Here is a 25,167-nt window from a genome sequence, read left to right as displayed (position 1 = left end):
AGGGATTGAATACCCGTTTTTCAACGAAAGGTGTTTTTATTTGTTTCAAATTTTTAGGTCAGTCCCCATTCAGGCATGCAGGTTTTTTTATAATTCTTTAACCGGGCAATCCAGTTCATATAAGTGTTGATAGCGGGCACTTTGTTGTACCAGCTGCTTATGGGGGCCATTCATTTTAATCTCCCCGTTTTCGATAAACAAAACTTTATCCATTTTTTCCACACCAACAAGGTGGTGAGTAATCCAAAGTACCGTTTTCCCTTGTAGTGTTGTAAAAATGGTATTCAACAGGTTGCGTTCCGTTATGGCATCCAAACCTACAGTAGGTTCATCCAAAATCACGATAGGGTTATCCTGCAGAAGTATTCTCGCAAGTGCAATTCTTTGCCGTTCCCCCCCAGAGAATCTGGCTCCCAATTCACGCATTCTCGTTTGGTAGCCTTCGGGCAAGGAAGTAATATACTCATGCATGCCTACCTTTTTCGAAGCTTCCATTACTTCCTCATCCGTCGCTTTTGGATTTCCTAAACGAATGTTATTCATGACTGAAGAATCAAATAGATGCGGTTTTTGCTGAAGGACAGAAATCAATTGGGCAATTTCCCCTTCTAGTTCTGAAACATTGATACCATTGATTGTAATTGTTCCACTAGCCGGCTTTAATGTAGCCAAGCAAAGTTTGGCAATTGTAGATTTTCCAGCCCCGCTGCGGCCTAGCAATGCAACTTGTTCACCTGGTGCTAAACGAAGGTTCAATTCTCGGATTAGCGGCATGGAACTCGCATCGCCGTATGAAAAAGTCACATTATGAAAGGTGATATCCAAATGGGGTTCACTCTTTAGCATAGCTAGCTGCTGACTATTTGTTTTTGTTGACTCACATGCGGTATCTTCAATCGCCGTTAGTCTGGATAAAGAATTGTCATAACCCGGCAGTTGTGATATTGAGTCCGGGATAGGCGCAAAAGCTTCAGTAATCGGAAAAACGACAAGTACAAAGGCTGCAATCCATATATGTGCGAACAAGCCATTTTCTGCACTTGTTCCTGCAAAAATAACCATTGAGATGGTCACAACAGCAACCATTATTTGAAATAGGAAATTTCTTAAACGATTGAATTGTTCAGTTTTCAGTTCCAATTGATCCTGAGCGTGTTCCTTATCTTCATAGGATGCCAGAAAGTCCTTTTGTCTGCCGCTGATTTTCCAATCGCTGATACCCATTACTGCATCACCCATTGTTTTATACAACTCATTGCGGGCTTGTTTGATTTGCGCTTGTCTTTTGCGAGTAACCAATAAAGACACTAGCGGGAATAAAACAACCAGAACGAATAATAGCAATAACATCAACAATGCAAAAGGAATTGAGAAGAATCCTAATGCAATTACTGAAATGGCATATAGAATAACGGCAACTACACTTGGGAAAACACTTCTCAAATATAGATCCTGGATATGCTCTAAATCATCTGCCAAAACCCCGAGCAAATCGCCTGTCGTAAAACGCGAAGAAAATGTTAGAGCTTGGGATTCCAATTTCCGATAAAGGCGCACCCTCATGGAAGAAAGAATCTTTAAAACCAGATTGTGGCTGGCAAGCCGGTCCAAATAGCGGAAGACCGGCCGGAAAATCCCAAATGTCCGCACTAATACGATCGGTACATAAACCATCAGAATATTATCCGGTCTGGTTGCCGATTTAGATATTAAGTAACCGGAAGAAAACATAAGCGCCCCTGCGCATAGGAAAGTGGCCGTTGCTAGCAGCAAAACCAAAATAAGCAGTTTTTTATTATTTTTCAAGTACGGTTTGACCCATGAGTTATCAAGTACTGTTTTTAATGAAAGATTTTTTTTATCCATTCTGCACCTCGGTTCCATGCATCTGTGCCTGAGTTAGTTCATAATAATGGCCTTTTGCATCCAATAGTTCCTGATGAGTGCCAATTTCGACGATTTGCCCATTTTTCATCACAATGATTTTATCCATTTCCATCATCCAATGAAGTCTATGGGTGGCAAAAAAGACTAAACGGTCTTTAAATAAAGGAATCATATTTTGCTTAAGTTCCCATTCTGTCTCAATGTCCAGGTGGGCAGTCGGTTCATCGAATAATAGAATCTTCCGCTGATCGTCAAGAAATGCACGTGCTAAGGCAATCCGTTGTTCTTGTCCGCCGCTTAAAACCCTGCCGCTTTCACCGATTTCTTCTTCAAGGCCTTTCGTCAAAGAAGCTATCAATTCCGTCAATCCAGCACGCCTGCTTGCTTTTTCGATTTGGTCGACAGTTGCCCCTTTCGTATAAAAAGAGATGTTGCCTGCAACCGTATCATTGAATATATAAGGGTGCTGGGGTATATATAGGACTTGGCTTTGCCAATCAGTTAATGAAAAATCGCCAATCGGTTTTGAATCTATCTTTATGTCGCCTTCAGATGGAGTCAGGAATCCAGCTAATACATTTATTAAGGTAGACTTGCCAGACCCGCTGGCTCCGATAATCCCTATTTTCCCAAAGCCATTTGCCTTAAATGAAAGATCGGACAACGTAATCCGATCGTCATCGTGTTTAAAAGTCAAATGTTGTACAGATAACTCACTCTCACCATGCCATGCCGGAATCGATTGACTATCATTTTTTTCCTTCTCTGGCAGCTTTAATAAGGCATTTATGGCTTGAAGGGCATTCTTACCGTCAAGCGTCGCATGATAGTCATTTCCAAAATCACGGATTGGCACAAAGTATTCAGGTGCAAGAATTAAAATAGTCAATGCAGGAAGTAGAACCATACTTCCATCCAACAAGCCTAAACCAAGAAATAATGCGACAATTGCCACTGAAAGGCTTGAAAAGAAATCCAATGCAAAGGTCGATAAGAACGCATATTTTAACGTACCCATGGTGGAAGAACGGTACCGCTCGCTCACTTGTTCAATATTCCGGTCATACTGCTTGCTTAAACCTAATAAACGTAAGGTTTCCAACCCGCGCAATGAATCAACGAAATGGTTGGATAGTGTTTGATAGGACTCATATTGCTTATTGGCCTTACGTTGTGCAGCATATCCGAGTATGACCATGAAAAAAATAAGCGTTGGCAATACGAGGAGTAAAATGACGGCTGAACGGAGGTCTAATAATAGAGAGTAAGCAAAAATCATGAGAGGAATAATCACCATGTTCATTACTTTTGGAAGAAACAGCTTTATGTAAGTCTCCAATTGAGTGATTCCCTCTAAAGCCATGGTAACCAAATTGCCTGTCCCTTCCGTTTCCGTTACATTAGGTCCAAGTGTAAATAATTTGGCCGTAAATGACTGGCGGATGGCTGATCCCGATTGGATTGAATAATACTGCATATACCGGTCCCGGAATAGCACAATCAATTGTCGAATTAAAAAGAAAACTACAAATAAAAGGATGGGAAGCAGCTGATCAGACAGCTTCTCCCCATTAAATAAGTTTGTGATGGTTTCAGCAAGGTACTTCGCTTGAAAAATGATGGAGGCTCCCTGAAGGAGAGCCAACACCGTCAAAAGCGCCATCGTTTGTTTAAAACCCTTTAAAGCCAATAATGATTTATCCATCATTTATAATTCACCGTTTCTTTATCGCTAATACGTTTTCTGAAAACATAATAGCTCCAGATTTGATAACCAAGAACGAATGGAAGTAAAGTAAATGCTATTTTTGTCATCAATGACAACGTATAATGTCCACTTGCCGCATTTTCGATTGTTAAATTGAATGCAGGATCAATCGAAGAGATCATAACCCTTGGGAACAATCCGACAAACAGCATAGCTACAGTAGCAATAATCGTTAACCCGGACATGCCGAAAGCCCAGCCCTCTTTTCGTTTGTTAGCGAAAATCAAACCAAAAAGTGCTGAAAGAACGATTACAACCAAGAATACAGGCGTTGCAACTGGACGTACATCGAAAAGATCTGTCGACGTGTATGTCAGGATCGCGAACAGGACCAAACCAGCAAATAGAACGATGTATACTTTGTTTAAAAGTGAAATGGCACGGTCATGGATACTTCCTTCTGTACGCAATCCGACAAATGTCAAACCGTGCACCAAGGACAACAGGACAACGGCCAAACCGCCAACAACTGAGTACACATTGACATAGTCTGTGAATCCACCATATAAAGTCATGGTTTCATCAATTGGCATGCCTCTTAAAAGACTGGTGAATAAAACGCCCAATAAGAATGGTGCCAGGAAGCTTCCGAAGAAGACGAGCCATTGCCACATATTTTTCCATTTGGCACTAAGTGCATGGTGTGTATATTCAATACCCACACCGCGAGCTATTAAAGCGAGCAAGAAAAACACAAACGGGATATAGTATCCACTGAACATGGTTGCATACCAATGCGGGAATGCAGCGAATAAAGCTCCACCTGCTGTAATTAGCCATACTTCATTAGCATCCCAGAAAGGCCCGATGGTATTAATCAACTGATCTCTTTCTTTTTCGTTACGCCCTAACAGGCGTGTGAGCATTCCTACACCGAAGTCAAATCCTTCCAGAAAGAAGAATCCGACGAAAAGTACAGCGACAAGGACAAACCACAGTTCATTTAATGTCATAGGTCAAAGGCCTCCTTATCCAACAAATCGACATCTGCCTTCGCATGAGGCGGATGGTTATATGGTCCCTGTTTTGCAACCCTGATCGTCATGTAAACCATGATGATGCCGAGAATCAAATAGGAGCCACAGAACGCAATGATCGAGAACAATAATTGTCCTGCCGAAACGTTAGGAGAAACAGATTGCGCCGTTGTGAACAAACCGAATACCGTCCAAGGCTGGCGCCCAATTTCTGTCATGATCCAACCTGCTGTATTGGCAATGAAAGGCAATGCACATGATGCAATTAGTATTTTCAACATCCAAGGTTTTGATTCCAATGTTCTTTTTCTCAACATATATAGAGAAACAAGTGAAATCAATACCATTAATCCTCCAAAGCCTGCCATGATACGGAAGCTCCAGAATACCGTTTCGACATTAGGAATATAGTCGACGCCTTCCCCATACAGTTTTTCATACGTTTTTTGAAGGGTCTTCATTCCCTCTACAGAACCATGCAAGGAGTCATAAGCCAAAATGCTCAATGCAAAAGGAATATCGATCGACCATTTGTTTTTCATTTCATCTGAATCAATATTTGCAAGCAATGACCAAGCTGCAGGGTCGCCGCTATCTTCCCAAAGTGCCTCACTCGCCGCCATTTTCATTGGCTGTGCACTCATTAAGTGCTGCGCTTGCATGTGGCCGCTAAATGCGATTAAAATACCGCTGATTAATGAAACAATCATTGCAATTTTAAATGAACGGCGAAAGAAATCCAAATTGCGTTTCTTTAGCATATTGTAGGCACTTACTGCACCGACAACAAAAGCTCCAGTTGCTAATGCACCGAAGATCGTGTGCGGAAACTCAACCAATAATTGAGGATTTGTCAGTAAAGCCATGAAATCATTCAATACTGGCTTTCCATTCACAATTTCAATCCCTACAGGCTGCTGCATGAATGAGTTGGCCGCTAGGATCCATAATGCGGATAGCATTGTTCCAATCGCTACTAACCAAGCTGCAAGTGCAATCACCCATTTAGGGAGTTTATCCCGTCCGAAAATCCAAACACCGATAAACGTAGATTCCATAAAAAATGCTAACAATCCTTCAATTGCTAAAGGAGCTCCAAATACATCGCCGACAAACCGTGAGTATTCAGACCAGTTCATTCCGAACTGGAACTCCTGAAGAATCCCTGTTACGACACCAATTGCAAAAGATAAAAGGAATATTTTCCCCCAGAATTTTGCCATATCCAGGTAGACTTGCTTTTTCTTCACCACATAAAGTGTTTCCATAATTGCCACAAGGAAGATCATCCCAATGGATAGCGGAACGAAGAGAAAGTGAAAAATAGTTGTAGCTGCGTATTGAAAACGAGCTAAATCAAGAACTTCCATGATGTTTCCCCCTCTTATCATCCAGTAATTCAACGCAAGTTATTGAAAAAATCAACCTGTTCATATTTTCACAAAGTTTGATTTATTATTATAACCTGCAACATATTGACTAGAAATCGTTAAATAGGTTTCCAAGTTGAAAACCTTAAAAACAGGGCAGACAAATAAGTTGTGTAAATAAAAAAGATTTCTATTTTCTAATATTTCCCCATTACGATTCCAATACGGATATTTTATTTCTTTTTCTGTAGAATATCTATAGAATTTGTCTTTTGTAAGAGAATAGACACAGATTCTGAAAGCTGGAAACATTTAAACAAAACAGCGCAAACCCATTAAAATCAAGCTCTATTAAGGATAAACAAAAAGATTTTTTAACAAAAGTTACTAAAAATGTGGTGGAAATTACTATTTGCCTTTGTGACATTACAATGAACTTTGAAGCCCGCAGACAGACTTTAGCTACAAATTGGTCACTTTTTTTTAACATTTAAAATTCTTTTATCCGATGTTAATTGATTATTACTACATCTGATCAAAACCTTATGGATCGTTTTAATCCGTTGGCCAATCTTTTGGACAGGTCATTTCTTCTGACGTCAAAAGAAATGTAAAATAGCGCCTAAACAAATGTAAGATTACAACAAAAAAAGAAGCTAGTAGCTCCTTTTAATTTCTTATTTGCCCATTTCCTTGTATGAAAAATTTTTCAGATGTTAACGCTGCCAGCCCCATCGGCCCTCTTGCATGGAGTTTCTGTGTACTTATTCCTATTTCCGCCCCGTAGCCAAATTCAAAACCATCCGTAAATCTTGTTGAAGCATTGTGATATACAGCTGCAGCATCAACTAATGCCATAAAAAGGTCCGCATTATCATCATTTTCCGTTATGATCGATTCCGAATGCCTTGTTCCATACCTATTTATATGGTCGATGGCTTCCTCAATTGTTTCAACCGTTTTTATCGCCACTTCCAAACCTAAAAATTCTTTTTCCCAATGTTCTTTTGATGCAGACAATATACACTCTCCAAGAGCCATGCACTCAGCATCTCCGTATATGGTCACTCCTTCCTCAGAGAGGTTCCTGATCAAACGGCCTCCGTATTTATATAACCAGCTTTTATGGACCAATATCGTTTCGATACTATTGCATACACTCGGACGTTGCACTTTGGCATTCAACGCCACTTCAATGGCCATATCGCATTGGGCTGTTCCATCAATATACAGATGGCAATTTCCTGCACCAGTTTCCAACACAGGCACGGTTGCTTCCCTCAAAACCGTCTGGATTAAATTCTTTCCGCCCCTCGGGATAAGAACATCCAAATATTCATTGCAATGGAATAATTCTTTCACGCTCTCTCTGCTGTTGTCGTCTAGCAATTGAACAGCCTCTGCTGGAATTGTACTTTTTTCTAATGCCCGATGAATCGAATCTACAAGTGAAAGATTGGAATAATAAGCTGATGAACTCCCTTTCAAAATGATGGCATTGCCAGTCTTTAATGCAAGGGAAGCCGCATCGATTGTCACATTCGGCCTTGCTTCATATATCATGCCGATAACGCCTAAAGGCACTCTCTTTTTTTCGATGATCAATCCATTGTTTTTTACAATCCGTTCGAGTATCTCCCCGACTGGATCCTTCAAATCAATCAGCAACTCTAATGCCGCTGCCATCGCTTCAATTCTTTGCCCAGTCAATAGCATTCGGTCCAATACAGAAGACGATAAGCCTGCTCTTTTTCCCGCTTCCATATCTTTTATATTTTCTTGCAATATATGGCTGGTGTCCGTGCGAAGTTGATGGGCAATTAATCGCAGGGCTTCATCTTTTTCAGAAGTAGCCAGCGTTAGCATGATTCTGCTTGCCTCCTTGGCAAGTCTTCCCTTTGTTTGAATTTCAGTCATTTTATTTCCTCCCTTACTGGGCTTTTACCCACTGATTCCGATGGATTACTTCATCTTTTGCGGCTGTCGGCTCGCAAAGAAGCCGATGCTTCCTTTCTATTAATTCCTTCAAATGTTCTGAGGAATAAAGCACTTCCCCTTTGCCTAATAGACCGCTTTTTCCTATTACTTCAATGACATCCCCTTTTTTGAAAAAACCGTCGACCGCTTGAATTCCTGCATAAAGCAGGCTGCTGCCCTTGTACAATAACGCTTCCTCAGCACCTTCATCGATATACACTTTTCCTGAAACAGGAGAATGGTACTTTATCCACTGTTTGTTCGTAGCAACAGGTTGCACCATTTCTCCGATATACGTCCCATCTCCTTTACCATCAAGAATTTCTATGAATTTTTGTTCTCCTTTACCCTGGCCAATGAACACTTTCACACCTAGTGATAACGCAGTCCTGGCTGCCAATAATTTGGACTTCATCCCACCTGTGCCAACCGAGCTATCTGTATCGCCTGCACAATCCAATACTTCATCGTCTATGTTTTCCATATAGTCAATCCGTTTGGCCTGTGGATGTTTCTTTGGATTGCTTTCATAACAACCATTGATATCTGTCATTATGATCAGTTGCTCCCCATGGACCATTCCGCTTACCAAAGCAGAGAGCATATCGTTGTCTCCAAAGGTTAACTCAGCGACGGAAACCGTATCATTTTCGTTAATGATCGGCATTATCCCTCTGGCCAGCAATTCTGTTATTGCTGCATATGCGTTTTTATATCGTGTTTTTTTAGAAAAATCATTTCTTGTGAGCAATATTTGGGCAGGCATTATTCCGAATGGATGGAGTTTTTCCATATATGCTTGAATGAGCAACCCTTGGCCAACAGCTGCGGCTGCTTGTTTCCCTTTCAATGTAACTGGCCTTGTGGGATAACCTAGATGTTTGAATCCTGCTGCTACCGCGCCGGAAGACACTAGAATGACTTCATGGCCATTTTTCCTTAATGATGCAATGGCTGCAATATGGTCGTTAAATTTCTCCTGGTCAATTTCCCCTTTTGCATTGGTTATTGAGCTGCTTCCAATCTTGATGACAATCCTTTTTTTATCCATCTATGAATACCTCCTGCAAAAAATAATTCTGTTAGGGCAAGAAAAAAACAGCGCACTCGCTCCTCGATAAAGGACGAAATACGCTGTTTCCGTGGTACCACCTTACTTGAATATTCTGCACATCCAGAAAATCCCGCTTAACTGATAACGCTCAGGGCTGCGCCTATGGATTAGATAGGACTATGAAGGCAGGTTCTACGGCTTTCCATGCAAGGAGTCTTTCAGCTGGTAAACTCCATTCTCTGTTTGCTGGCTAGTCACGTATACTAATCCTTCCGTAACGTTCACTATGTATTTTTTATAGTATGCATAGTAATTCACAATAAGTCAATAGCCTTTTTATTTATTAACTGAAAATTCTAACAACATTGAATGCCTATTCAAAGAAAGCAAGGTTCATTCTGGAAATCAAATCAGCAAATATTGTCTTCTCCTCATCCGTCCATGCTGCTGTAATCCTCTCATAACGCCGCAAACGCATTTTCTGGTCCTTTTCTAAAGTCTCCTTTCCAAGTGAAGTCATTTTAAATAGACTGACTCGGCCATCATCCGGGCTGCCATAGCGTTCAATAAATGCCTTTTTTTCCAATGCGGCCACTTGGCGGCTGACTGTTGAGATGTCCAGGTGAAAAGATTCAGCCATTCCTTTTATTTGGTCTGGCCCTGTTTCCTTTAAATGTCTAAGCAATAAATAACTTGCTCTTTCTAAAAGTCCAATTTTTTTTTCAGATTGATCCATAAAAACCGCTCTTCTGATAAAAGTGGTCAATTGATACTCTATTTCCTCTATTGATGAGACCTTTCTCTTCTCCATCTTATTCACCCTTTTACTATTTATTACATGAAAGCGCTACAGTGTTTTTCTTTTGACAATATCCATACTGCTTGTATAATACAAGCATATAGTTGTATTATACAAGTTTTTATAGTAAAAACCATACATACAACTCTTTCATTATTAAAGAAGAAGGTGAAGCGCCGTTCCGTATCAACGGTCCGGCAAGACGTTTATGTTTATCAAAATTATTCTGCAAATTAGTGTTTTAATCTTATTTTCTATACTTGGGAATTTCTTGCATACATATGCCCATATCCCACTGCCCGGCAGCATTATCGGCTTGATTCTACTCTTTCTTTCTCTTTCTTTTCGATTAATTCCGATTTCCTTGGTAGAAAAAGGTTCTTCTTTTTTAATTTCCTTTTTCCCTTTGCTTTTCGTCCCGGTTTTTATAGGTGTCATGAATTATTCTTCTTTATTATCAATAAAAGGAGCTATTCTCTTCCTATTGGTAATAGTTAGCACGATTGTAACGATGGTCATATCCGGAGCATCAAGTCAATTCATCGAACGGATGCGCCATACGAAGGAGATGCGATAACATGATGGCCCTATTGTACAGTTTATTCTTTATACTAATGACAGTTCTTCTTTTTCTTGTTTTCAGGAAACTCTATTCTTTTTTTCCGATTCCGCTTTTGCTGCCTATTCTGACCACGACAATCGCTATTGTTGCGTTTTTGGTTTTTTTCCATATTCCTTATAAAACCTACATGGGCGGCGGGCAATTCATTAATATGCTTCTTGGTCCAGCTGTTGTTGCTTTAGCAATCCCTTTATACAATCAAAGGAAAACAATTGCTCTCAATTTGGTGCCAATCCTTAGCGGAGTTACAATAGGTGTAATTGGAGGGATGCTCAGCGCGTTGCTCCTTGGCCGGCTCGCGGGATTAACTAGAGGGATGCTCATATCCATATTGCCTAAATCCCTTACGACGCCTGTGGCAGTGCAAGTAGCTACATCACTCGGCGGTTTGCCTGCTATCACCGCGCTATTTGTCATGATGGCCGGACTATCCGGAGCCATCTTTGGCCCTTCGATATTGAGTTTATTCCGGATTAATAGTCTGATGGGCAAAGGAATTGCCCTCGGAAGCGCCTCTCATGCTATGGGAACTAGTAAAGCAGCTGAATTTGGAGAACTTCCTTTTTCTATGAGTTCGGTTTCTATGACTTTAAGCGCCATTATTGGCTCAATTGTTGGTCCTCTGATGATTTGGATGCTTCATATCTAATGCGGGTTTCATACATGCGGAATGGCAGAAAAAATTTCGTATCGCTTTTTATCGGTTTTTCATTATAATAGAAAGTATGACTATTATTTGAAATTTGCAGAATTGAGGTGAGGGAAGCTTTGAGTTCTTATTCTCCCTATCACATTTTTAATCGGATGAAGTGGAAGGAATTGCGCAATCATACTCCACTTCGATTGACGGAAGCTGAACTGGAAGAACTAAGGGGTGTTAATGAAAATATATCGATCAAAGAAGTTGAAGATATCTATCTCCCATTAACTCGTCTTATAAACTTGCAAGTACAGGCTTCACAACAATTACATAAAGCAACTAGTCTTTTCTTGGACCAACAACCTAAAAAAGTTCCTTATATCATCGGTATTGCCGGAAGCGTAGCTGTCGGGAAAAGTACCATTGCCAGGTTGCTGCAGACATTATTGTCAAGATGGGCCAACCATCCGCATGTTGAATTGATCACCACTGATGGATTTCTATACAATAATGCTACTCTGGAATCAAAAGGATATATGAACCGAAAAGGTTTCCCGGAAAGCTATGATACCCAATGCATGATTGATTTTATTTCTGACATAAAAGCCGGTAAAATGGAAGTGGAAGCTCCAACTTATTCCCATCTGGCATATGATATTTTACCAGATGAGAAACAAGTGATTCACAATCCGGATATTTTGATTGTTGAGGGAATCAATGTTTTACAGGTAAACAAAGAGGATCAAATATTCATGAGTGACTTTTTCGATTTTTCGATATACATCGATGCGGATGAGCAGGATATTGAAAAATGGTATATTGAGCGTTTTTGTACACTTCAGCAAACAGCCTTCAAAAATCCTGAATCCTATTTCCATCGTTATACAAGCTTATCTAAAGAAAGCGCTATCAAGAGAGCTGAACAGTTCTGGAGTGAAATAAACGTTATCAATCTCCATGAAAATATTCTTCCTACAAGAGGACGGGCAAATGTCATCCTTCAAAAAGGAAAGGACCATTCTGTAGACCATATCTATTTAAGGAAACTATAATAAAGAAAGCAGCTCTATAAAATAGGGCTGCTTTCTTTGTTTTTAATTGTCGATAAACTTAGCTGTAATTCGCGTAATGAAGAGTGCAATCTTAAAGCGGGTCTGCAAACAAAACACTATGGATGAACTCCTGAGCTGAAAATACGGCTAATGACGTGGCAATAGGAAGCCCATTATGGTTAAGCACATAGAACTGTTTCCCGGTTTTCCTGCTATATTCATCCAGAAGCGCTATGAACGGGCTGACGTTTTCTCCTAAAGCCTGCCTGCTCCATTCAAACACCATTGTTTTGACTCTTTTTTGGAGAATCAAATTTTTCATGCCTAAAAAAGCGTGGTATTCCCCACCTTCTATATCCATTTTCAGAAAATCGAAGTTTACTTCATCTGAAAAAGCTTCATCAAGTGTTTCAGCCTTAACTGTCACTTCTTCCACAAATGGATCATAGGCCATATCGAATTTGCGTAGCTCTTCACTATCCCGTTTATAAATGGAAGAATGACCGGAAAATTTGGAAGAAACATGCAAGGTTAGTTTCTTACTTTCAGAATATACAGCCCTGTTGCGCAACTCTATCTGCTGATGCAAATAATTGGTGCCGATATTATCGCTTAAAAATGAGAACATGTGAGGGTCTGGTTCATAGGCGATTACTTTTCCTTGTGCGCCAACCATGAGACCGAATAGTGTTGTGTAATACCCAAAGTTCGCCCCAACATCAAGCACGGTTTGGCCAGGTTTAATATTCTGGAGAACATAATGGGTTAATGGAGGTTCGAATTGACCGGAAATGATCAGATGGGGAGTAATGCTTAAATCTGCTGCCGGGATAATCAAGTGGCCGCCCCACGTCGGACTAACCAATATCTTCCCCTCGCCTATATATGTACCATGCATATAAATAGACCCCTTTCAATTCACTGGATTGCAGGATGCATTTATATATATGTTTCTCAATCTGAGGATAGAAGCCTAAACAGAAGAAAGAGATCCCAAGATAGAAAAGGATCCCTTAGTTTTTGCTTTTGATTATATAGATTTTGATTCCTCAAACCGGATAATTTTATTTTCGCTTTTTGTATTGCTCTCCTTTTTGGAAGACAATGTTTGGACCCGAATTTGCGCCAATAACAAATCTAATTGAGCGATGGCAAGATCCAGACTGTCTGAAAGTGTTCCTTGTTTTAAGATGGAATGAATTTCTGCCCAGATTTGTTCTTGTTTCTCCTTATCCAAGGTGGCATCCTTAACGATAAATTCTTTGATTTCCATTTCGGCTGCATCTACCGCTTTTACTAAATTTTGATATTGATATACTTTTTCAACAAATTCTTTATGTACTAACATACTAAAAGTGCACCTCACTAACGATTTTATATGAATGTTATTATTAATATTATTTTACAATAATATTATTTCCTTGAATATTTGTAATAATTACTAACTACCCCTCTCTTTCTTTTATCAAACAGTAAAAAAAGCCCATATCCATTAAGGATTGGGCTTTTGTAATAGGTTATATCGTAAGCTGATGTTGTGTGCGCTCACCAATATTCTGCAATACTTTGATAAAGGCATCCACTTGTTCTTCTTGAGTAGCCCAAGAAGTGATTAACCTTATTGCTGAATGGCCATCATCTATTTTTTCCCACACATAAAAAAGAAAATCTTCCTGTAATTGTTCGATAACGGAATTAGGAAATATAGGGAAGACTTGATTGGTAGATGAATGGGTCAAGAAGGTATAGCCTTCTTCCAAAATACCTTTTTGGAGCAATCCTGCCATTCGATTGGCGTGTTCAGCCAAATCATAATAAAGGCGGTTCCTGAACAGTTCGCCGAATTGAATGCCCATGAATCGGCTCTTTGCCAACATGGCCCCTTTCTGCTTCATGTTCATACGGAAGTCAGACTGCAAGGATGGATTGCAAATGACCAGCGCTTCACCAAACATTGTTCCATTCTTTGTCCCGCCAATATAGAAAGAGTCCACCATCGATGCCAATTCAGATAGTGTTAGATCGTTATCCTTTGCAATGAGTGCAGACCCGAGCCTTGCTCCATCCACATATAAATATAATCCATTCTCCTTGCAATAGCGGCTAAGACAAGTCAATTCTGCTTTCGTATAAATAGTGCCAATTTCAGTCGGATTTGATATATAGATTAATTTAGGTTTAACGGTATGATCATCATGCAATTGCTTCAAAACTGGCTCAATCAATTCGGGGTTCAGTTTTCCTTGTTCCCCTTTGACTGTGACCACTTTATGGCCAGTAGCTTCGATGGCGCCTGCTTCGTTGACGAAGATGTGCCCAGTCGCTGGAGAGATAACCGCTTCAAAAGGTCTTAAAAAAGCTGAAATGGCGGTTAAATTGGTTTGTGTTCCTCCACTCAGGAAATGTACATCCGCTTCTTGATTGTTCATTTGTGAACGTATTAGCGCAATCGCTTCAACAGTATGTGAATCATAACCATATCCTTCTTCTTGAACCATATTAGTCTCTATCAATTTGTTTAAAATAGCCGGGTGAGCCCCTTCGCTATAATCATTTTTAAAGCTGTACATGCAATGAAACCTCCACTCGATGAATTCGTAAAATGTGATCGTCTGTTTCAATCGGTCCTTATTTATTATACATGAATCTCTGTAGGCTGCAGAATTAATTTATCATGTATAATAGACAGTAGACTAATAGCAAGGAGATGGTCATGAATGAAGGAAGAAGAGGTTATTTCTTCGTATTTACATAATGAACAAAAAATGATCCTAATCTATGCCCAGTGGTGCACGAATAACGATATAGATGCGCAAGAGCTTTATAGGAAAGCGTATCCTTCACAGGAAAAGAATCCTTTATTAACAGAAGCGATAACCGAAACGCTTCCTAAAAATGAATCCACCTTCATCTCTCAACAGTTAGTCATAGATGTATTGGCTGCTTTCGGGAATGAAGATTTGGCATTCGCCATTAGTAAAATGAAACTAGACTAAACATATAGTCCATATGTTTGATGGAGATGAACCGTACATGAAAACCATTTTTACAAATGACCATTGTGTGATTTTCCAGAGCGCTTTGTATCAAACAAACACGATCGTCATTCAAACTCCTGACAGTATTCTCATCGTCGATCCCAATTGGCTGCCGGATGAAATAGAAGAAATCAAACAATACATAAATACCATACAAACAGACCGTGACATCTACATGTTAGTAACCCATAGCGATTTTGATCACATTATTGGATATGGAGCGTTTAGCAATGCTAAAGTAATTGCCAGTAAAGAGTTGGCTGAACGGGATGATAAACAAGACATCCTAAAACAAATATACGACTTTGATCAACAATACTATTGCAATCGCCCCTATCCGTATCAATATCCAGAGGTTGATTATATCGTAGAAAAAGAGAAGGAACAGCTGTCGATCGACTCTTATTTGTCTCTCACAATCTACAAGGCTGCCGGACATACAAACGATGCAATAATGGCTGTGGCAGAACCATATGGAATACTGGTGGCAGGCGATTATTTATCGGACATTGAATGTCCCTTCATTTATGGCAGCAGCAATCAGTATGAAGAGACACTTCTGAAAATACCTGGGATATTGAAAAAACACTCTTGCAATCTGGCAGTCCCAGGCCACGGAACGCCAGCAAAACACTTAAAGGAGATTTTGGCGCGCCAAGAGAACAGCCTTCTTTATATTCACTCATTAAAACAGGCTTTACAGGAAGGAAAAACGACTGAAGAAACACTTCAACTCATCACTCATTATCCTTTCTATGATGGTCTAATAGCAGAACATGAGAAGAATATTGTCCAATTGCGGCAGGAATGGACAAAGAAATAATAAAATAAATGCGCTGTTTTCTAAAAGATTGTTGTTCAGGCGGGGAATGTACCGGTTTCACCTTCTTAGTGTATGTTGTGTGATTCATTGTACAGATGACGCCTAAATCGACTTGAAACCTAGAAAACAGCCAAGGAAAGAGGAATGATAAGCTACATTGTCTTCTTTTTACACCCATAGACAGACATGGCTTATAACAAGAGTGAAGCTTAGCAGTTACGTTTATTGAAGTTTATTGTCAATATAGATTATGGACTGGATATCCCATTCACAGAAATAGCACCCTTTATTCTCTTTGCTATTGTGGATGCCACTTTATAAATAAGAAATCCAATGATTGTACCAACAGTATTCAATAATACATCATCAATATCAACCGTCCTTCCGAATCCGCCTAAAAGTGTTTCCACGCATTGAAAGCATTCAATGATGAGAGAAAAAGTGACTCCGCCTAATAGAACATGTTTAAATGTTTTAATCTTTTCTGACACAATAGGCAATAAAATGCCTAAAGGGATAAACATTACTATATTTCCTCCCACATTCCGGATAATCAGCTTAATCATAAATAAGCTATCACCGTCATAGGCAACCCCTACTTGATTAATATCCTTTACAATCGCAATAAAAGGGATCAAATTCATGCTATATTTGAACCTTTCCAGATCGAAGTCTATCCATAAAGCCAGCGGAAAAAGTGTTACTGAAATAACCATACATATATATAAAGCAAAAAAGAATTTGAAAAGCTGTTTTAGCCAATCTACTTTTTTATGTTTTTTGTAAGTAATACCAATAATTATGCCTAAAATGATGGTATAAACCATTACTCCGCCTACAATCATCGATGATCCATCGAGCATATACACCGCAAAACCCCCATTTTTTCCCAATATTCGATATATTTTACCATAGCTGTTATTGTAGGGCAATAAAAAATACACCGTTCATACAGATCGGTGTACTTTTTATAGGGGGTATTGGATTGAAGAAAACACCGCCTTCCTTCCAAAATCTCCATTAGGCAATATCAGTCATTATTTCCTGGTTTTTAAATGCACAATGAGCTTATGCTTGCCGTTAAGCGGCAAGCCGGGAACTGCATTTTGTGACACAACATAGCCAGATCCTTTAAAGGTAAGGTCCAAATCCAGTAAGCGGGCTGCTTTATTGGCATCTCGCAGTGAATAGCCCGTCAAATCCGGCATAACTCGTTTTCCGTTGCTTTTAAGGAAAATGGTTGTACCTGGCAATTCATTGATTCCAGGTTGTGGGGATTGATCTTCAATAGCATCACCATCTCCGAATACAACCGGAATAAATCCTTGCTCTTCTAATTCTTCTTTAGCATCTTCTCTATTCATTCCGACAAATGAGCCTATACTTTGTTTTTTGCTCTTTTTTGCATGTTCCTTCATTTTTTTATCCGGTTTAACAGCTAAATATTTTAAGCTTGTTTCCATTGTTGGATTAAAAAGATCAGCCAGCAATTGATTGCCTGTATATCCTTTAGACAAATCAGGCTGTTGAATGGCAATATAAACAACTAATTGCGGATCATCAGCAGGGGCGAAGCCCATAAACGAAAAAATGCTTTGGCCATTTCCTTCTAAGTATTTTCCGTTTTCAGCAATTTGCGCAGTGCCTGTCTTGCCTGCCACCGTAAAGTCATTCAACTGAAACGCTCGGCCTGTTCCGATTTTTGAGGAAACGACAGTCTCCAATATACTCATTGTTTTCTTCGCTGTTTCTGCCGATATAGGCTGGCCAACGACCTTTGGCTTCGTTTGCTTGATGATTTTTCCTGTGACTGAATCAGAAATATTTGAAATGACATAAGGCTTCATCATTTTTCCATTGTTGGCAAGGGCTGAAGCGGCTTGGATCTGTTGAATGGGTGTGACCGCTGATGCCTGGCCGAATGAAGTGGATAATTGGTCCCTTTCCCTTTCGAAGTTAAAATGGCTGTTTATTTCATTGGGAAGATCAATGCCTGTTTTTTTCATTAAACCAAATTGTTCAATATGTTTCTTTAAAGCATCCGTCCCCATTTTTTGTGTCAGCCTGACCATAGCAACATTCGAAGAATGGCGGATTCCCTCATCAAAGGTAATTACCCCCCATCCGCTGCCATCATTGTGGTCTTTTATGGGTCTCCCTGAAGAAAGACGGATATTTCCTGACTTATATAATTCATTTCCGTTATAAACTCCTTCTTCAATCGATGATGCGAGCGTGATCATTTTCATCGTCGAGCCTGGTTCATAAGCATAGGAGATGGCATCATTATTAAAATACGATATATCCTTTTTATTCGGATCATAACTAGGCCTGCTGCTCATCCCAAGAATTTTCCCAGTCTTAGGGTCTGATACGACTGCAATCATTTTTTTTGGATTGGCCAATGCCTGTACTTTATTAAGATTGGTTTCCAGTAAGGATTGAATGTAATGGTCTAAAGTCAATGTCACAATAGACCCATTCCGAGGCGGTACGATAGTAGTCTTTGCCATAGGGAGACGATAGCCTTCTAAACTCTCAGATTGGGTTGAAAACCCATCCTTCCCTTGAAGCTTTGATTGCAAGCTTTTTTCAATGCCCACAACACCTGCCAACCGATTTTCTTTTTTTGTGGTGGTCATACCGATTACATAGGATGCATAATTCCCATTTGGATAAAAACGTTTGGTACTTCTGCGAAAACCGATACCCGGCAGATTTAGTTTTTCAATCATTTCTTTTTTCCTTAACGTCAAATTCAGCCCCTTTTTACCGAATTCAACTTGTTTAGCATCTTTGCTGAGGATATGGGTAAGCTCACTTTCATCCATCTCCAAGATTGGCGCCAATTTCCTTGCTGTCTTTGCTGGGTGTTGCACATGATGGGGATTGTTTCGATTAAGTGTCACAGACGGGTCCAATACGGCAATCAAATCATAGGAAGCTGCATCTTCAGCCAAAATATTTCCCTGTTCATCAACAATGCTTCCTCTGATTCCAGGAATGATTTTACTGGCATTGTATTTATTCTCGGCTATCGCCGACAAAACCCTCCCGTCCACCTGTCCTGATAGTTGAATATAAAGAATCCGAAAACCGATAACAATCAGCAATACCAAAAAAAAGAAGGCGTACCAGTGGGCTCCCGTTTGATTTCGTTTCATCCTAAATATACTCCCTCTTCCAAACATAGAATTGTAACCAATATTCTCTTTATAAGAATACATTCGTTCTTAATATGACTTATTCCTTTTTAGAAACGTCCTATATATTTCGCTGTATTTTGACAGCCCACATGATGATTTCAATCCATCTTCTAGAAAAACAAGACAAAAAAATAAACCATCTCTACTTTATAGAGTGGTCTATTTGTCGATTTTCTTGGTATTTTGGGAGAAGTTGCAGAAATAATCTGCAAAAAAACAAAAAATCAGTTCAACATAATCAAGGATTCTGTCAAATTGTGCGATTTCCCCGGAAAATAACACATTGTGGGTTATGATTAAGGGTGGACGGAAACCTGTAGCTGATCGGCTGATGCAGCCACTTCCTCAAATGCCAACCCTAATTCATGTACAACGGATACAAAAGCTTGGATTTCTTCCTCTATCCCTGAATTATGATTTTTAGTGCGATCAACTGTTGATATAATTTCTTCAAACTGTTTTTGTGTTTGTCCCATTGTTTCATTTCCTGATTCGGCTTCTCGATTAATGGTAGATAAAGAATCCGTCAATTTATCCACTTGGGCATTAATGGAATTGATCAAATCTGAAACACTCGATACAGATTGTTTCGTTTCTTCGGAGAGCTTCCTTACTTCCCCTGCCACGACAGAAAAACCGTTCCCGAATTCGCCTGCTCGAGCTGCTTCAATGGCAGCATTCAGGGACAGGAGGTTTGTTTGGTCTGCAATGGAAGTGACAAGGCTGACGATTCCTTTCATTTCTTCCAATATGGCCAATAATCCATTCACATCTGCTGTTATATGGGATGTCAGCTCTTTGATGGAATACATGCTTTGCAATTGGGAGTAGAGATATTGCTTACCTTCGTGGGCGCTATTTCCGGCTAATTGGGATAACTCAGCCCCTGCTTTAGCAAATGACGAAATTTCTTCAGACTGACTGCGCAATTGCTGGAAAGCTGCATTTGTTTCAATTGAAATCTCTGCAAGATGGTCTGCCGTCCGGATTACTTGATCCTGAATTCTTCTTTTTTCAGCTTCAGCCCGCTCTTTTATTCGAGCTGTTTCCTTATCATATGCTTCAAGCACCAATTGCTGTTCTAAATTGATTATCTTACTAATCGCCAAAAGGCAAAGGTGGTATTCCTGAAGGGAAGTGAACTGCTCAACTAACTTAGTAGCCAATGCATTGAATAAATATTGAAAGGAGCTTAAATACCATTTGGAATCCAAGCCAATCTTGACATGGATATGGGCAATTCTTCTGCGTTGATCGATGAACGAATGATCAATCATCCCGTTGAACATTTGGATTATATGCTTAGACAGTGTCCGTTTCAACGAATCAACTGAGCTGTATTCATTAATGATTTGCAATAAAGAAGGCTCATTCTCCAGATTGGAGTAAAAATGGTCGACAATTTCTTTAATGTTCGCTTCAATATGCTCCTGGATCGAATGCAGATAGTACAAATCAGTCTTATCCAGCTGAATCATTTGAATCTGCTTAAGGATGACACTGTCATCCAGTTCAATTATGCCTTCGAAGTCATTCTTGTTTGATTCAGCTTCACGCTTATTTCTTTTAAACATCTCCACATTTCCCCCTGAATAATACGTATTGCTTTTTTGATTCAGGTAAATTGTACCATGTATATAGTGATAATTACATGATCCTTTTGTCATAAAAAAGGAGCTATTCTCCTTTCAGGGTGGAATAGCTCTCTTCGGATTTATTTTTTATGCCTTTTTGCGTATCCGCACCGTTTACACAAATCTTCTACGGCACATCGCCGTGAAAACCCGTCATACATAAGCTGTGCTCTCTCGCCCATAATAATATCCTCTAAAGGCGACTCAAAGATATTGCCCAGATTGATATGCCCTTCGCTATCCAAGCAACAAGGCACGACTGTTCCGTCGACCAGAATGCCAACCTGGTCCCTTAGGGCGTAACAGAATACATTTTCATCAATGATATCCCTGTCCATTTCCGGCCACTCAAATTTTTCTGCCATATTCAAGTAGACACGTTCTTTCAACTTAATATTATTGGTTTGCTGCAATGTATCGCTAAGCCGTGTATCCAGGTTTAAGTTTTGTTCCAATAAACTTAGAATATCATCATTTAACTCATTTGCTGCTTTTAATTCGTTACTATCCATATTCCAGAGGCGTATGGCGCTAATGACATTGGTCTTTTCCTGTGCTTCTGCTATAAAGTCTGTAATATCTCCTATATACGTCCGGAGATCTTTGTGGAATTCATTGGCTTCAAAACTATGAAGGGAGATATTTACCTGGCGAAGCGCTTTTTTGGATAAGAGTTTTTCCTTCACTTTTTTTATAATCGTGCCATTCGTTGTAATATTGACCTTGATTCCCTTTTCTTCACAAATGTCCAGAAAATCTCCAATATGCTTATTAAGGAAAGGTTCACCCATTAAGTGAAAATAGACATGGTCGGTATATTCCTTCACTTCATTGATTACATGGGTAAAAGCTTCAATATCCATTGATTTTCTTGTTCGTAATAATGTGGCGCTAGGACAGAAGTTGCATTTAAGATTACAGATATTTGTTATTTCAATATAAACTTTTTTGAATTTTCTCATCGTCTTTTTCCCCTATTGAACTGTTCCCTGGTTTTACTAATCATTTACTAACTATACGCGTGATGAACCTTATAAATCAACTATTTTCTCATTGAAATAAAAAAACGCCAGTCCCGAGGGTGATTGCCCTGGCACTAGGTTTCATTATTGCCTTAGCCATATAAAATCACGGTCGGTTGAAAAAGTAGCGACATTATAAACGTAGAGCAGTTGGTCATAATTCTCTTTTATTAGTAAAGATCCAATATTGCTGTGATTATACCTTAGATCCACCATATCGATTTCAGAGAAATGGTTCATTAAGAAAGGCACTAATACATGTGCGTATGAATCTTTGATGACAAGCAATTTTTTCCCTGTCTTCGCCTCAGATGTCAACTTGACGAAAGGATGGTTCCCCTTTAAGAAATAGGCATATTGGTCTTTTCCTTTCAAATACGATTCATCATATATACTATCGAACATTTCGTTATTTAGAATCATTGAATACTTCATTGAAAAAAGAGGGAAGTAGACATCAATCCTATCTTTATCTATTCCTAAAAAATTGGATTTCGATTCTAGTGTACCTGAAAAGTCAGTAGTGACTGTCCTTACCGAAAATGCTTCCTTAGGCAATGGTTTATAGCCCATTCTTTTTCCTAATTGGGCATAAGCTTTATAGGCGGCATGCATTGTCCAATGATGGTCGGTTTTGAAATAATAGTTCTCCATATCCCCTTTTTCCAGTACAGCCAATGGATGAATAACCTTTATGTCCACATTTTCAACAGCTCTTTCAACCTTCTGTATGGTTTCCATTTGAGAAGACGATGGAGCCATAAATGGCAAAAGTTCCTTTAGTGTTTCAGCAGCGGTCGGAACAAGCAATAGGGTTGATTTAATTGGATACCTCTCGGCAAATGCATGTAATGAGCCCACATTATCCATCAATTGTTTTCCTGGCTGATTGTATTTTTCCAGCAAGTATCCTTTTTTACCTTTATAAATGCTATTGTTTTCTTTTTTTAATAATAGTTGTTCATTGAGTGCCTTGATCGCGACCCAAGCCTTTTTCCCAGCGAATTGATCGGTTGTATACGTTTCGAAGTCGTCACTAAAACGCCCATTGATCATCTGTTGTAAAGTAAGATCTGGCATTTTCGCCAAAGGACGATTTTCTCTATCTGAAAAGGGTTGGTCAGCATGAATAAGATTAAATAGGAAAAGAGCGGATATCATAGCGGCAAAAAGTAGGCCGATTGATTTGTGTCTGTACATAAAAACAGTCTCCTTAGAAACGGAAATACAAAAATGGATTATAGGTTTGATCAGTTAAGTAGGCTAAACTTAGAATAAATAAGATCAGGCAAAATAAAAAGGGCGGCCAACTATTTTTTTGAATATATGAGATAGAAGCTATGTATTTTCCAATCGGCGTCGAGGCTGTAACCGCGATCATACATATTAAACCATACGAGTAAAGCAGGTATATATCACGTCCAACAAAAAATGGGGACCCATCCAGACCGAATAATGTTTTTAAAAATGGTAAGCCTTGCTCGCTTTTTTCGAAATAGAATAATATCCAGCCTATGACTATAAAAAACAAGGCATATATCCGCTGTATGTAAGTAGGCAACTTTTTGAGAAAAGCCGTTAAAAATAGTTTTTCACAGCCAATCAGCACGCCGAAATACAGGCCCCAAACAATATAATTCCAGCTTGCCCCATGCCAAAGTCCAGTCAAAAACCAGACAACAAACAGATTTCTGACTACTACAAAATGTTCCTTCCGGCTTCCCCCTAAAGGAAAATACACATAATCTCTGAACCAGCCTCCAAGTGTCATATGCCACCTTCTCCAAAAATCGCTAAGTGATAGGGCCAAATACGGGTAATTAAAATTTTGAGGAAAATGGAAGCCAAACATCTTGCCCAAGCCTATTGCCATATCCGAATAGCCACTGAAATCGAAGTAAATCTGTAAGGAAAAAGCGATAATGCCGAACCATGCCGCAAAAGTGGACAACTCACCAAAATCCCCTGCCAGTAATGCAGTCCACAATTGACCCACATTATTGGCGATCAACACCTTTTTGCTTAAGCCAATAATGAATTGAAAGGCTCCTTCGGAAAACAAAGACATGGAATGGCGCCTTTCTTTGATTTCACTTGCAATCGATTCGTATCTGACAATAGGTCCAGCAATGAGCTGGGGAAAAAGACTGACATAAAGAGCAAAATCCAATAGGTTTTTTTGAGCTTTGACCTTTCCGCGATATAGATCGATACTGTATGACATCGTCTGAAATGTATAAAAAGAGATGCCGATGGGAAGGGGTAGATGTAAGAATGGTATTTCTGTGCCTATCCAATTGTTTATCAGCGAAATGATAAAATCGCTGTATTTAAACACGCACAGCAACCCTATATTGAACAAAAGAGAAAGAGATAGAAAAAAACGGGGGTTTCCATTAGATGTCCTTTCTTTTTCAATTTTTAACCCGAGTTTATAATCAGCACAAGCCGAAATGAGCATAAGTAGGATGTAAATTGGTTCTCCCCAAGCATAAAAGAAAAAGGAAATGAATAGAAGCAAGCTATTTTTGAACTTTTTGGGAGATAGGTAATACAGCGCTAAAGCGAGGGGAAGGAAATAAGTTAAAAATGTAAGTGAGCTGAATATCATGTGATGAATCTCCATATTTCAAAGGAGAGGGAACTAAATAGCCCCTCTCCTTTTAGATTGTGAAGCCTGCTGTTATTTGCCTTTTAACTCTTTATTAAACGTTTGAATAATCTCATCAGGCTTTTCGTAGGTTACATAAATTAGATACTTGCCTTTCACTTCTATTCGGTTATTCTTGACCTTTTCATATTGGTCAGGTAAATATTGCGACCATGTATCTATTTGGGCGTCTTTTTCTTTTTCGAGCACTTTCTTAAGCGTATCAGCCATATTACCGTGCTTCGCTTTCAAGATAATGATTTCATCGGATTTTGTATTCATCAATGGGGCCAGTACGACTCCCTCTTCCAATTCATCCTCATTTATCTTTAGACGTTGCTTGAAGAGTGTGCTGACTGGATCATTTGATTCTGTTGATAGTAGGTCTATCTCGTGGTACCCTTGCAGTTTTCCGTCAACCAGATACTCCTGGCTGTCTCCTTCAGCTCTCATATCATCTGCCATTTGCATCTTAACCGTATCCATGATTTCATTTACTGAAACATTGTTATCTGTTTTTGATGATTGGCAGCCTGCCATTGTAAAGAGTAAAGCAAAAGCAATAAATAGTGTATGTAGTTTTTTCATGCTGTCTTGATCCTCCTGAATATCTCGTCTTATATGTTAGTATTTATGGAATGGATGGAT

Annotated in this window: 22 protein-coding genes and 1 pseudogene; 5 read left to right on the top strand and 18 right to left on the bottom strand. The window is 39.4% G+C overall.

Annotated elements, in window-relative coordinates:
* Nucleotides 1-87: 87 nt before the first annotated feature.
* The 7 genes from cydC to ABC357_RS08735 all read right to left on the bottom strand — a co-directional run bounded on the left by cydC (nt 88) and on the right by ABC357_RS08735 (nt 9,844).
* Nucleotides 88-1,866 carry a thiol reductant ABC exporter subunit CydC gene (gene cydC / locus ABC357_RS08765; protein ID WP_412887134.1) on the bottom strand — a complete coding sequence of 593 codons (1,779 nt, stop codon included), beginning with the start codon at nt 1,864-1,866 and terminating at the stop codon, nt 88-90.
* Nucleotides 1,859-3,592, bottom strand: coding sequence for a thiol reductant ABC exporter subunit CydD (gene cydD, locus ABC357_RS08760; RefSeq protein ID WP_412888619.1), 1,734 nt, complete (start codon nt 3,590-3,592; stop codon nt 1,859-1,861). The genes cydC and cydD overlap by 8 nt, the downstream gene beginning before the upstream one ends.
* On the bottom strand, nt 3,592-4,608 hold the full coding sequence (gene cydB, locus ABC357_RS08755; protein WP_412887133.1) for a cytochrome d ubiquinol oxidase subunit II: 1,017 nt from the start codon (nt 4,606-4,608) through the stop codon (nt 3,592-3,594). Before cydB ends, cydD begins: the two co-directional genes overlap by 1 nt.
* Nucleotides 4,605-6,002 carry a cytochrome ubiquinol oxidase subunit I gene (locus ABC357_RS08750; RefSeq protein ID WP_412887132.1) on the bottom strand — a complete coding sequence of 466 codons (1,398 nt, stop codon included), beginning with the start codon at nt 6,000-6,002 and terminating at the stop codon, nt 4,605-4,607. Before ABC357_RS08750 ends, cydB begins: the two co-directional genes overlap by 4 nt.
* Nucleotides 6,003-6,671: 669 nt before the next feature.
* A complete protein-coding gene (locus ABC357_RS08745; protein ID WP_412887131.1) occupies nt 6,672-7,919 on the bottom strand; it encodes a glutamate-5-semialdehyde dehydrogenase in 1,248 nt (415 codons plus the stop codon).
* A gap of 13 nt (nt 7,920-7,932) precedes the next feature.
* Nucleotides 7,933-9,030, bottom strand: a complete 1,098-nt coding sequence (proB, locus tag ABC357_RS08740; RefSeq protein ID WP_412887130.1) for a glutamate 5-kinase — start codon at nt 9,028-9,030, stop codon at nt 7,933-7,935.
* Between the two features lie 376 nt (nt 9,031-9,406).
* Entirely contained in the window at nt 9,407-9,844 is a 438-nt protein-coding gene (locus tag ABC357_RS08735; protein WP_412887129.1) for a MarR family winged helix-turn-helix transcriptional regulator, read from the bottom strand.
* A gap of 196 nt (nt 9,845-10,040) precedes the next feature.
* Between ABC357_RS08735 and ABC357_RS08730 the strand changes: the two genes are divergently transcribed.
* From ABC357_RS08730 to coaA, 3 genes are all read left to right on the top strand, one after another.
* Nucleotides 10,041-10,409 (top strand): CidA/LrgA family protein, encoded by a 369-nt coding sequence (locus tag ABC357_RS08730; protein WP_412887128.1) that lies wholly within the window; start codon nt 10,041-10,043, stop codon nt 10,407-10,409.
* A gap of 1 nt (nt 10,410) precedes the next feature.
* Nucleotides 10,411-11,103, top strand: a complete 693-nt coding sequence (locus ABC357_RS08725; protein WP_412887127.1) for an LrgB family protein — start codon at nt 10,411-10,413, stop codon at nt 11,101-11,103.
* A gap of 119 nt (nt 11,104-11,222) precedes the next feature.
* On the top strand, nt 11,223-12,146 hold the full coding sequence (gene coaA / locus ABC357_RS08720) for a type I pantothenate kinase (protein WP_412887126.1): 924 nt from the start codon (nt 11,223-11,225) through the stop codon (nt 12,144-12,146).
* Nucleotides 12,147-12,237: 91 nt separating this feature from the next.
* Here coaA and ABC357_RS08715 read toward each other — a convergent pair whose 3' ends face one another.
* The 3 genes from ABC357_RS08715 to ABC357_RS08705 all read right to left on the bottom strand — a co-directional run bounded on the left by ABC357_RS08715 (nt 12,238) and on the right by ABC357_RS08705 (nt 14,716).
* Nucleotides 12,238-13,044 carry an FkbM family methyltransferase gene (locus ABC357_RS08715; protein ID WP_412887125.1) on the bottom strand — a complete coding sequence of 269 codons (807 nt, stop codon included), beginning with the start codon at nt 13,042-13,044 and terminating at the stop codon, nt 12,238-12,240.
* Between the two features lie 132 nt (nt 13,045-13,176).
* Nucleotides 13,177-13,494, bottom strand: coding sequence for a hypothetical protein (locus ABC357_RS08710; RefSeq protein WP_412887124.1), 318 nt, complete (start codon nt 13,492-13,494; stop codon nt 13,177-13,179).
* A gap of 169 nt (nt 13,495-13,663) precedes the next feature.
* Nucleotides 13,664-14,716 (bottom strand): threonine aldolase family protein, encoded by a 1,053-nt coding sequence (locus tag ABC357_RS08705; protein ID WP_412887123.1) that lies wholly within the window; start codon nt 14,714-14,716, stop codon nt 13,664-13,666.
* Between the two features lie 147 nt (nt 14,717-14,863).
* On the opposite strand from ABC357_RS08705, the gene ABC357_RS08700 reads away from it, so the two are divergent.
* Both ABC357_RS08700 and ABC357_RS08695 read left to right on the top strand, forming a co-directional pair.
* On the top strand, nt 14,864-15,142 hold the full coding sequence (locus ABC357_RS08700; protein WP_412887122.1) for a hypothetical protein: 279 nt from the start codon (nt 14,864-14,866) through the stop codon (nt 15,140-15,142).
* Between the two features lie 37 nt (nt 15,143-15,179).
* Nucleotides 15,180-16,007, top strand: coding sequence for an MBL fold metallo-hydrolase (locus ABC357_RS08695; RefSeq protein ID WP_412887121.1), 828 nt, complete (start codon nt 15,180-15,182; stop codon nt 16,005-16,007).
* A 248-nt stretch (nt 16,008-16,255) separates the two neighbouring features.
* Here the strand turns inward: ABC357_RS08695 and ABC357_RS08690 are convergent, their stop codons facing one another.
* From ABC357_RS08690 to ABC357_RS08655, 8 genes and pseudogenes are all read right to left on the bottom strand, one after another.
* On the bottom strand, nt 16,256-16,870 hold the full coding sequence (locus ABC357_RS08690) for a VanZ family protein (RefSeq protein ID WP_412888618.1): 615 nt from the start codon (nt 16,868-16,870) through the stop codon (nt 16,256-16,258).
* A 174-nt stretch (nt 16,871-17,044) separates the two neighbouring features.
* Nucleotides 17,045-19,171 carry a penicillin-binding protein gene (locus tag ABC357_RS08685; protein WP_412887120.1) on the bottom strand — a complete coding sequence of 709 codons (2,127 nt, stop codon included), beginning with the start codon at nt 19,169-19,171 and terminating at the stop codon, nt 17,045-17,047.
* Nucleotides 19,172-19,509: 338 nt separating this feature from the next.
* Nucleotides 19,510-20,283 carry a methyl-accepting chemotaxis protein gene (locus ABC357_RS08680; protein WP_412888617.1) on the bottom strand — a complete coding sequence of 258 codons (774 nt, stop codon included), beginning with the start codon at nt 20,281-20,283 and terminating at the stop codon, nt 19,510-19,512.
* Nucleotides 20,269-20,787: pseudogene (locus tag ABC357_RS08675) on the bottom strand (protoglobin domain-containing protein); the annotation flags it as partial. The gene ABC357_RS08680 and the pseudogene ABC357_RS08675, both read right to left, overlap by 15 nt.
* Nucleotides 20,788-20,927: 140 nt before the next feature.
* Nucleotides 20,928-21,809, bottom strand: a complete 882-nt coding sequence (locus tag ABC357_RS08670) for a radical SAM/SPASM domain-containing protein (protein WP_412887119.1) — start codon at nt 21,807-21,809, stop codon at nt 20,928-20,930.
* 144 nt (nt 21,810-21,953) lie between these two features.
* Nucleotides 21,954-23,069 carry a DHHW family protein gene (locus ABC357_RS08665; protein ID WP_412887118.1) on the bottom strand — a complete coding sequence of 372 codons (1,116 nt, stop codon included), beginning with the start codon at nt 23,067-23,069 and terminating at the stop codon, nt 21,954-21,956.
* Between the two features lie 13 nt (nt 23,070-23,082).
* Complete coding sequence (locus ABC357_RS08660; RefSeq protein WP_412887117.1) at nt 23,083-24,480, bottom strand: MBOAT family O-acyltransferase; 1,398 nt, start codon at nt 24,478-24,480, stop codon at nt 23,083-23,085.
* A 72-nt stretch (nt 24,481-24,552) separates the two neighbouring features.
* Nucleotides 24,553-25,107, bottom strand: coding sequence for a DUF4358 domain-containing protein (locus ABC357_RS08655; RefSeq protein WP_412887116.1), 555 nt, complete (start codon nt 25,105-25,107; stop codon nt 24,553-24,555).
* Nucleotides 25,108-25,167 lie beyond the last annotated feature (60 nt).

The organism is Bacillus kalamii, assembly GCF_047238185.1.
Classification (GTDB): domain Bacteria; phylum Bacillota; class Bacilli; order Bacillales; family DSM-1321; genus Bacillus_AD.
This window is presented reverse-complemented; position numbering and strand designations above follow the sequence as displayed.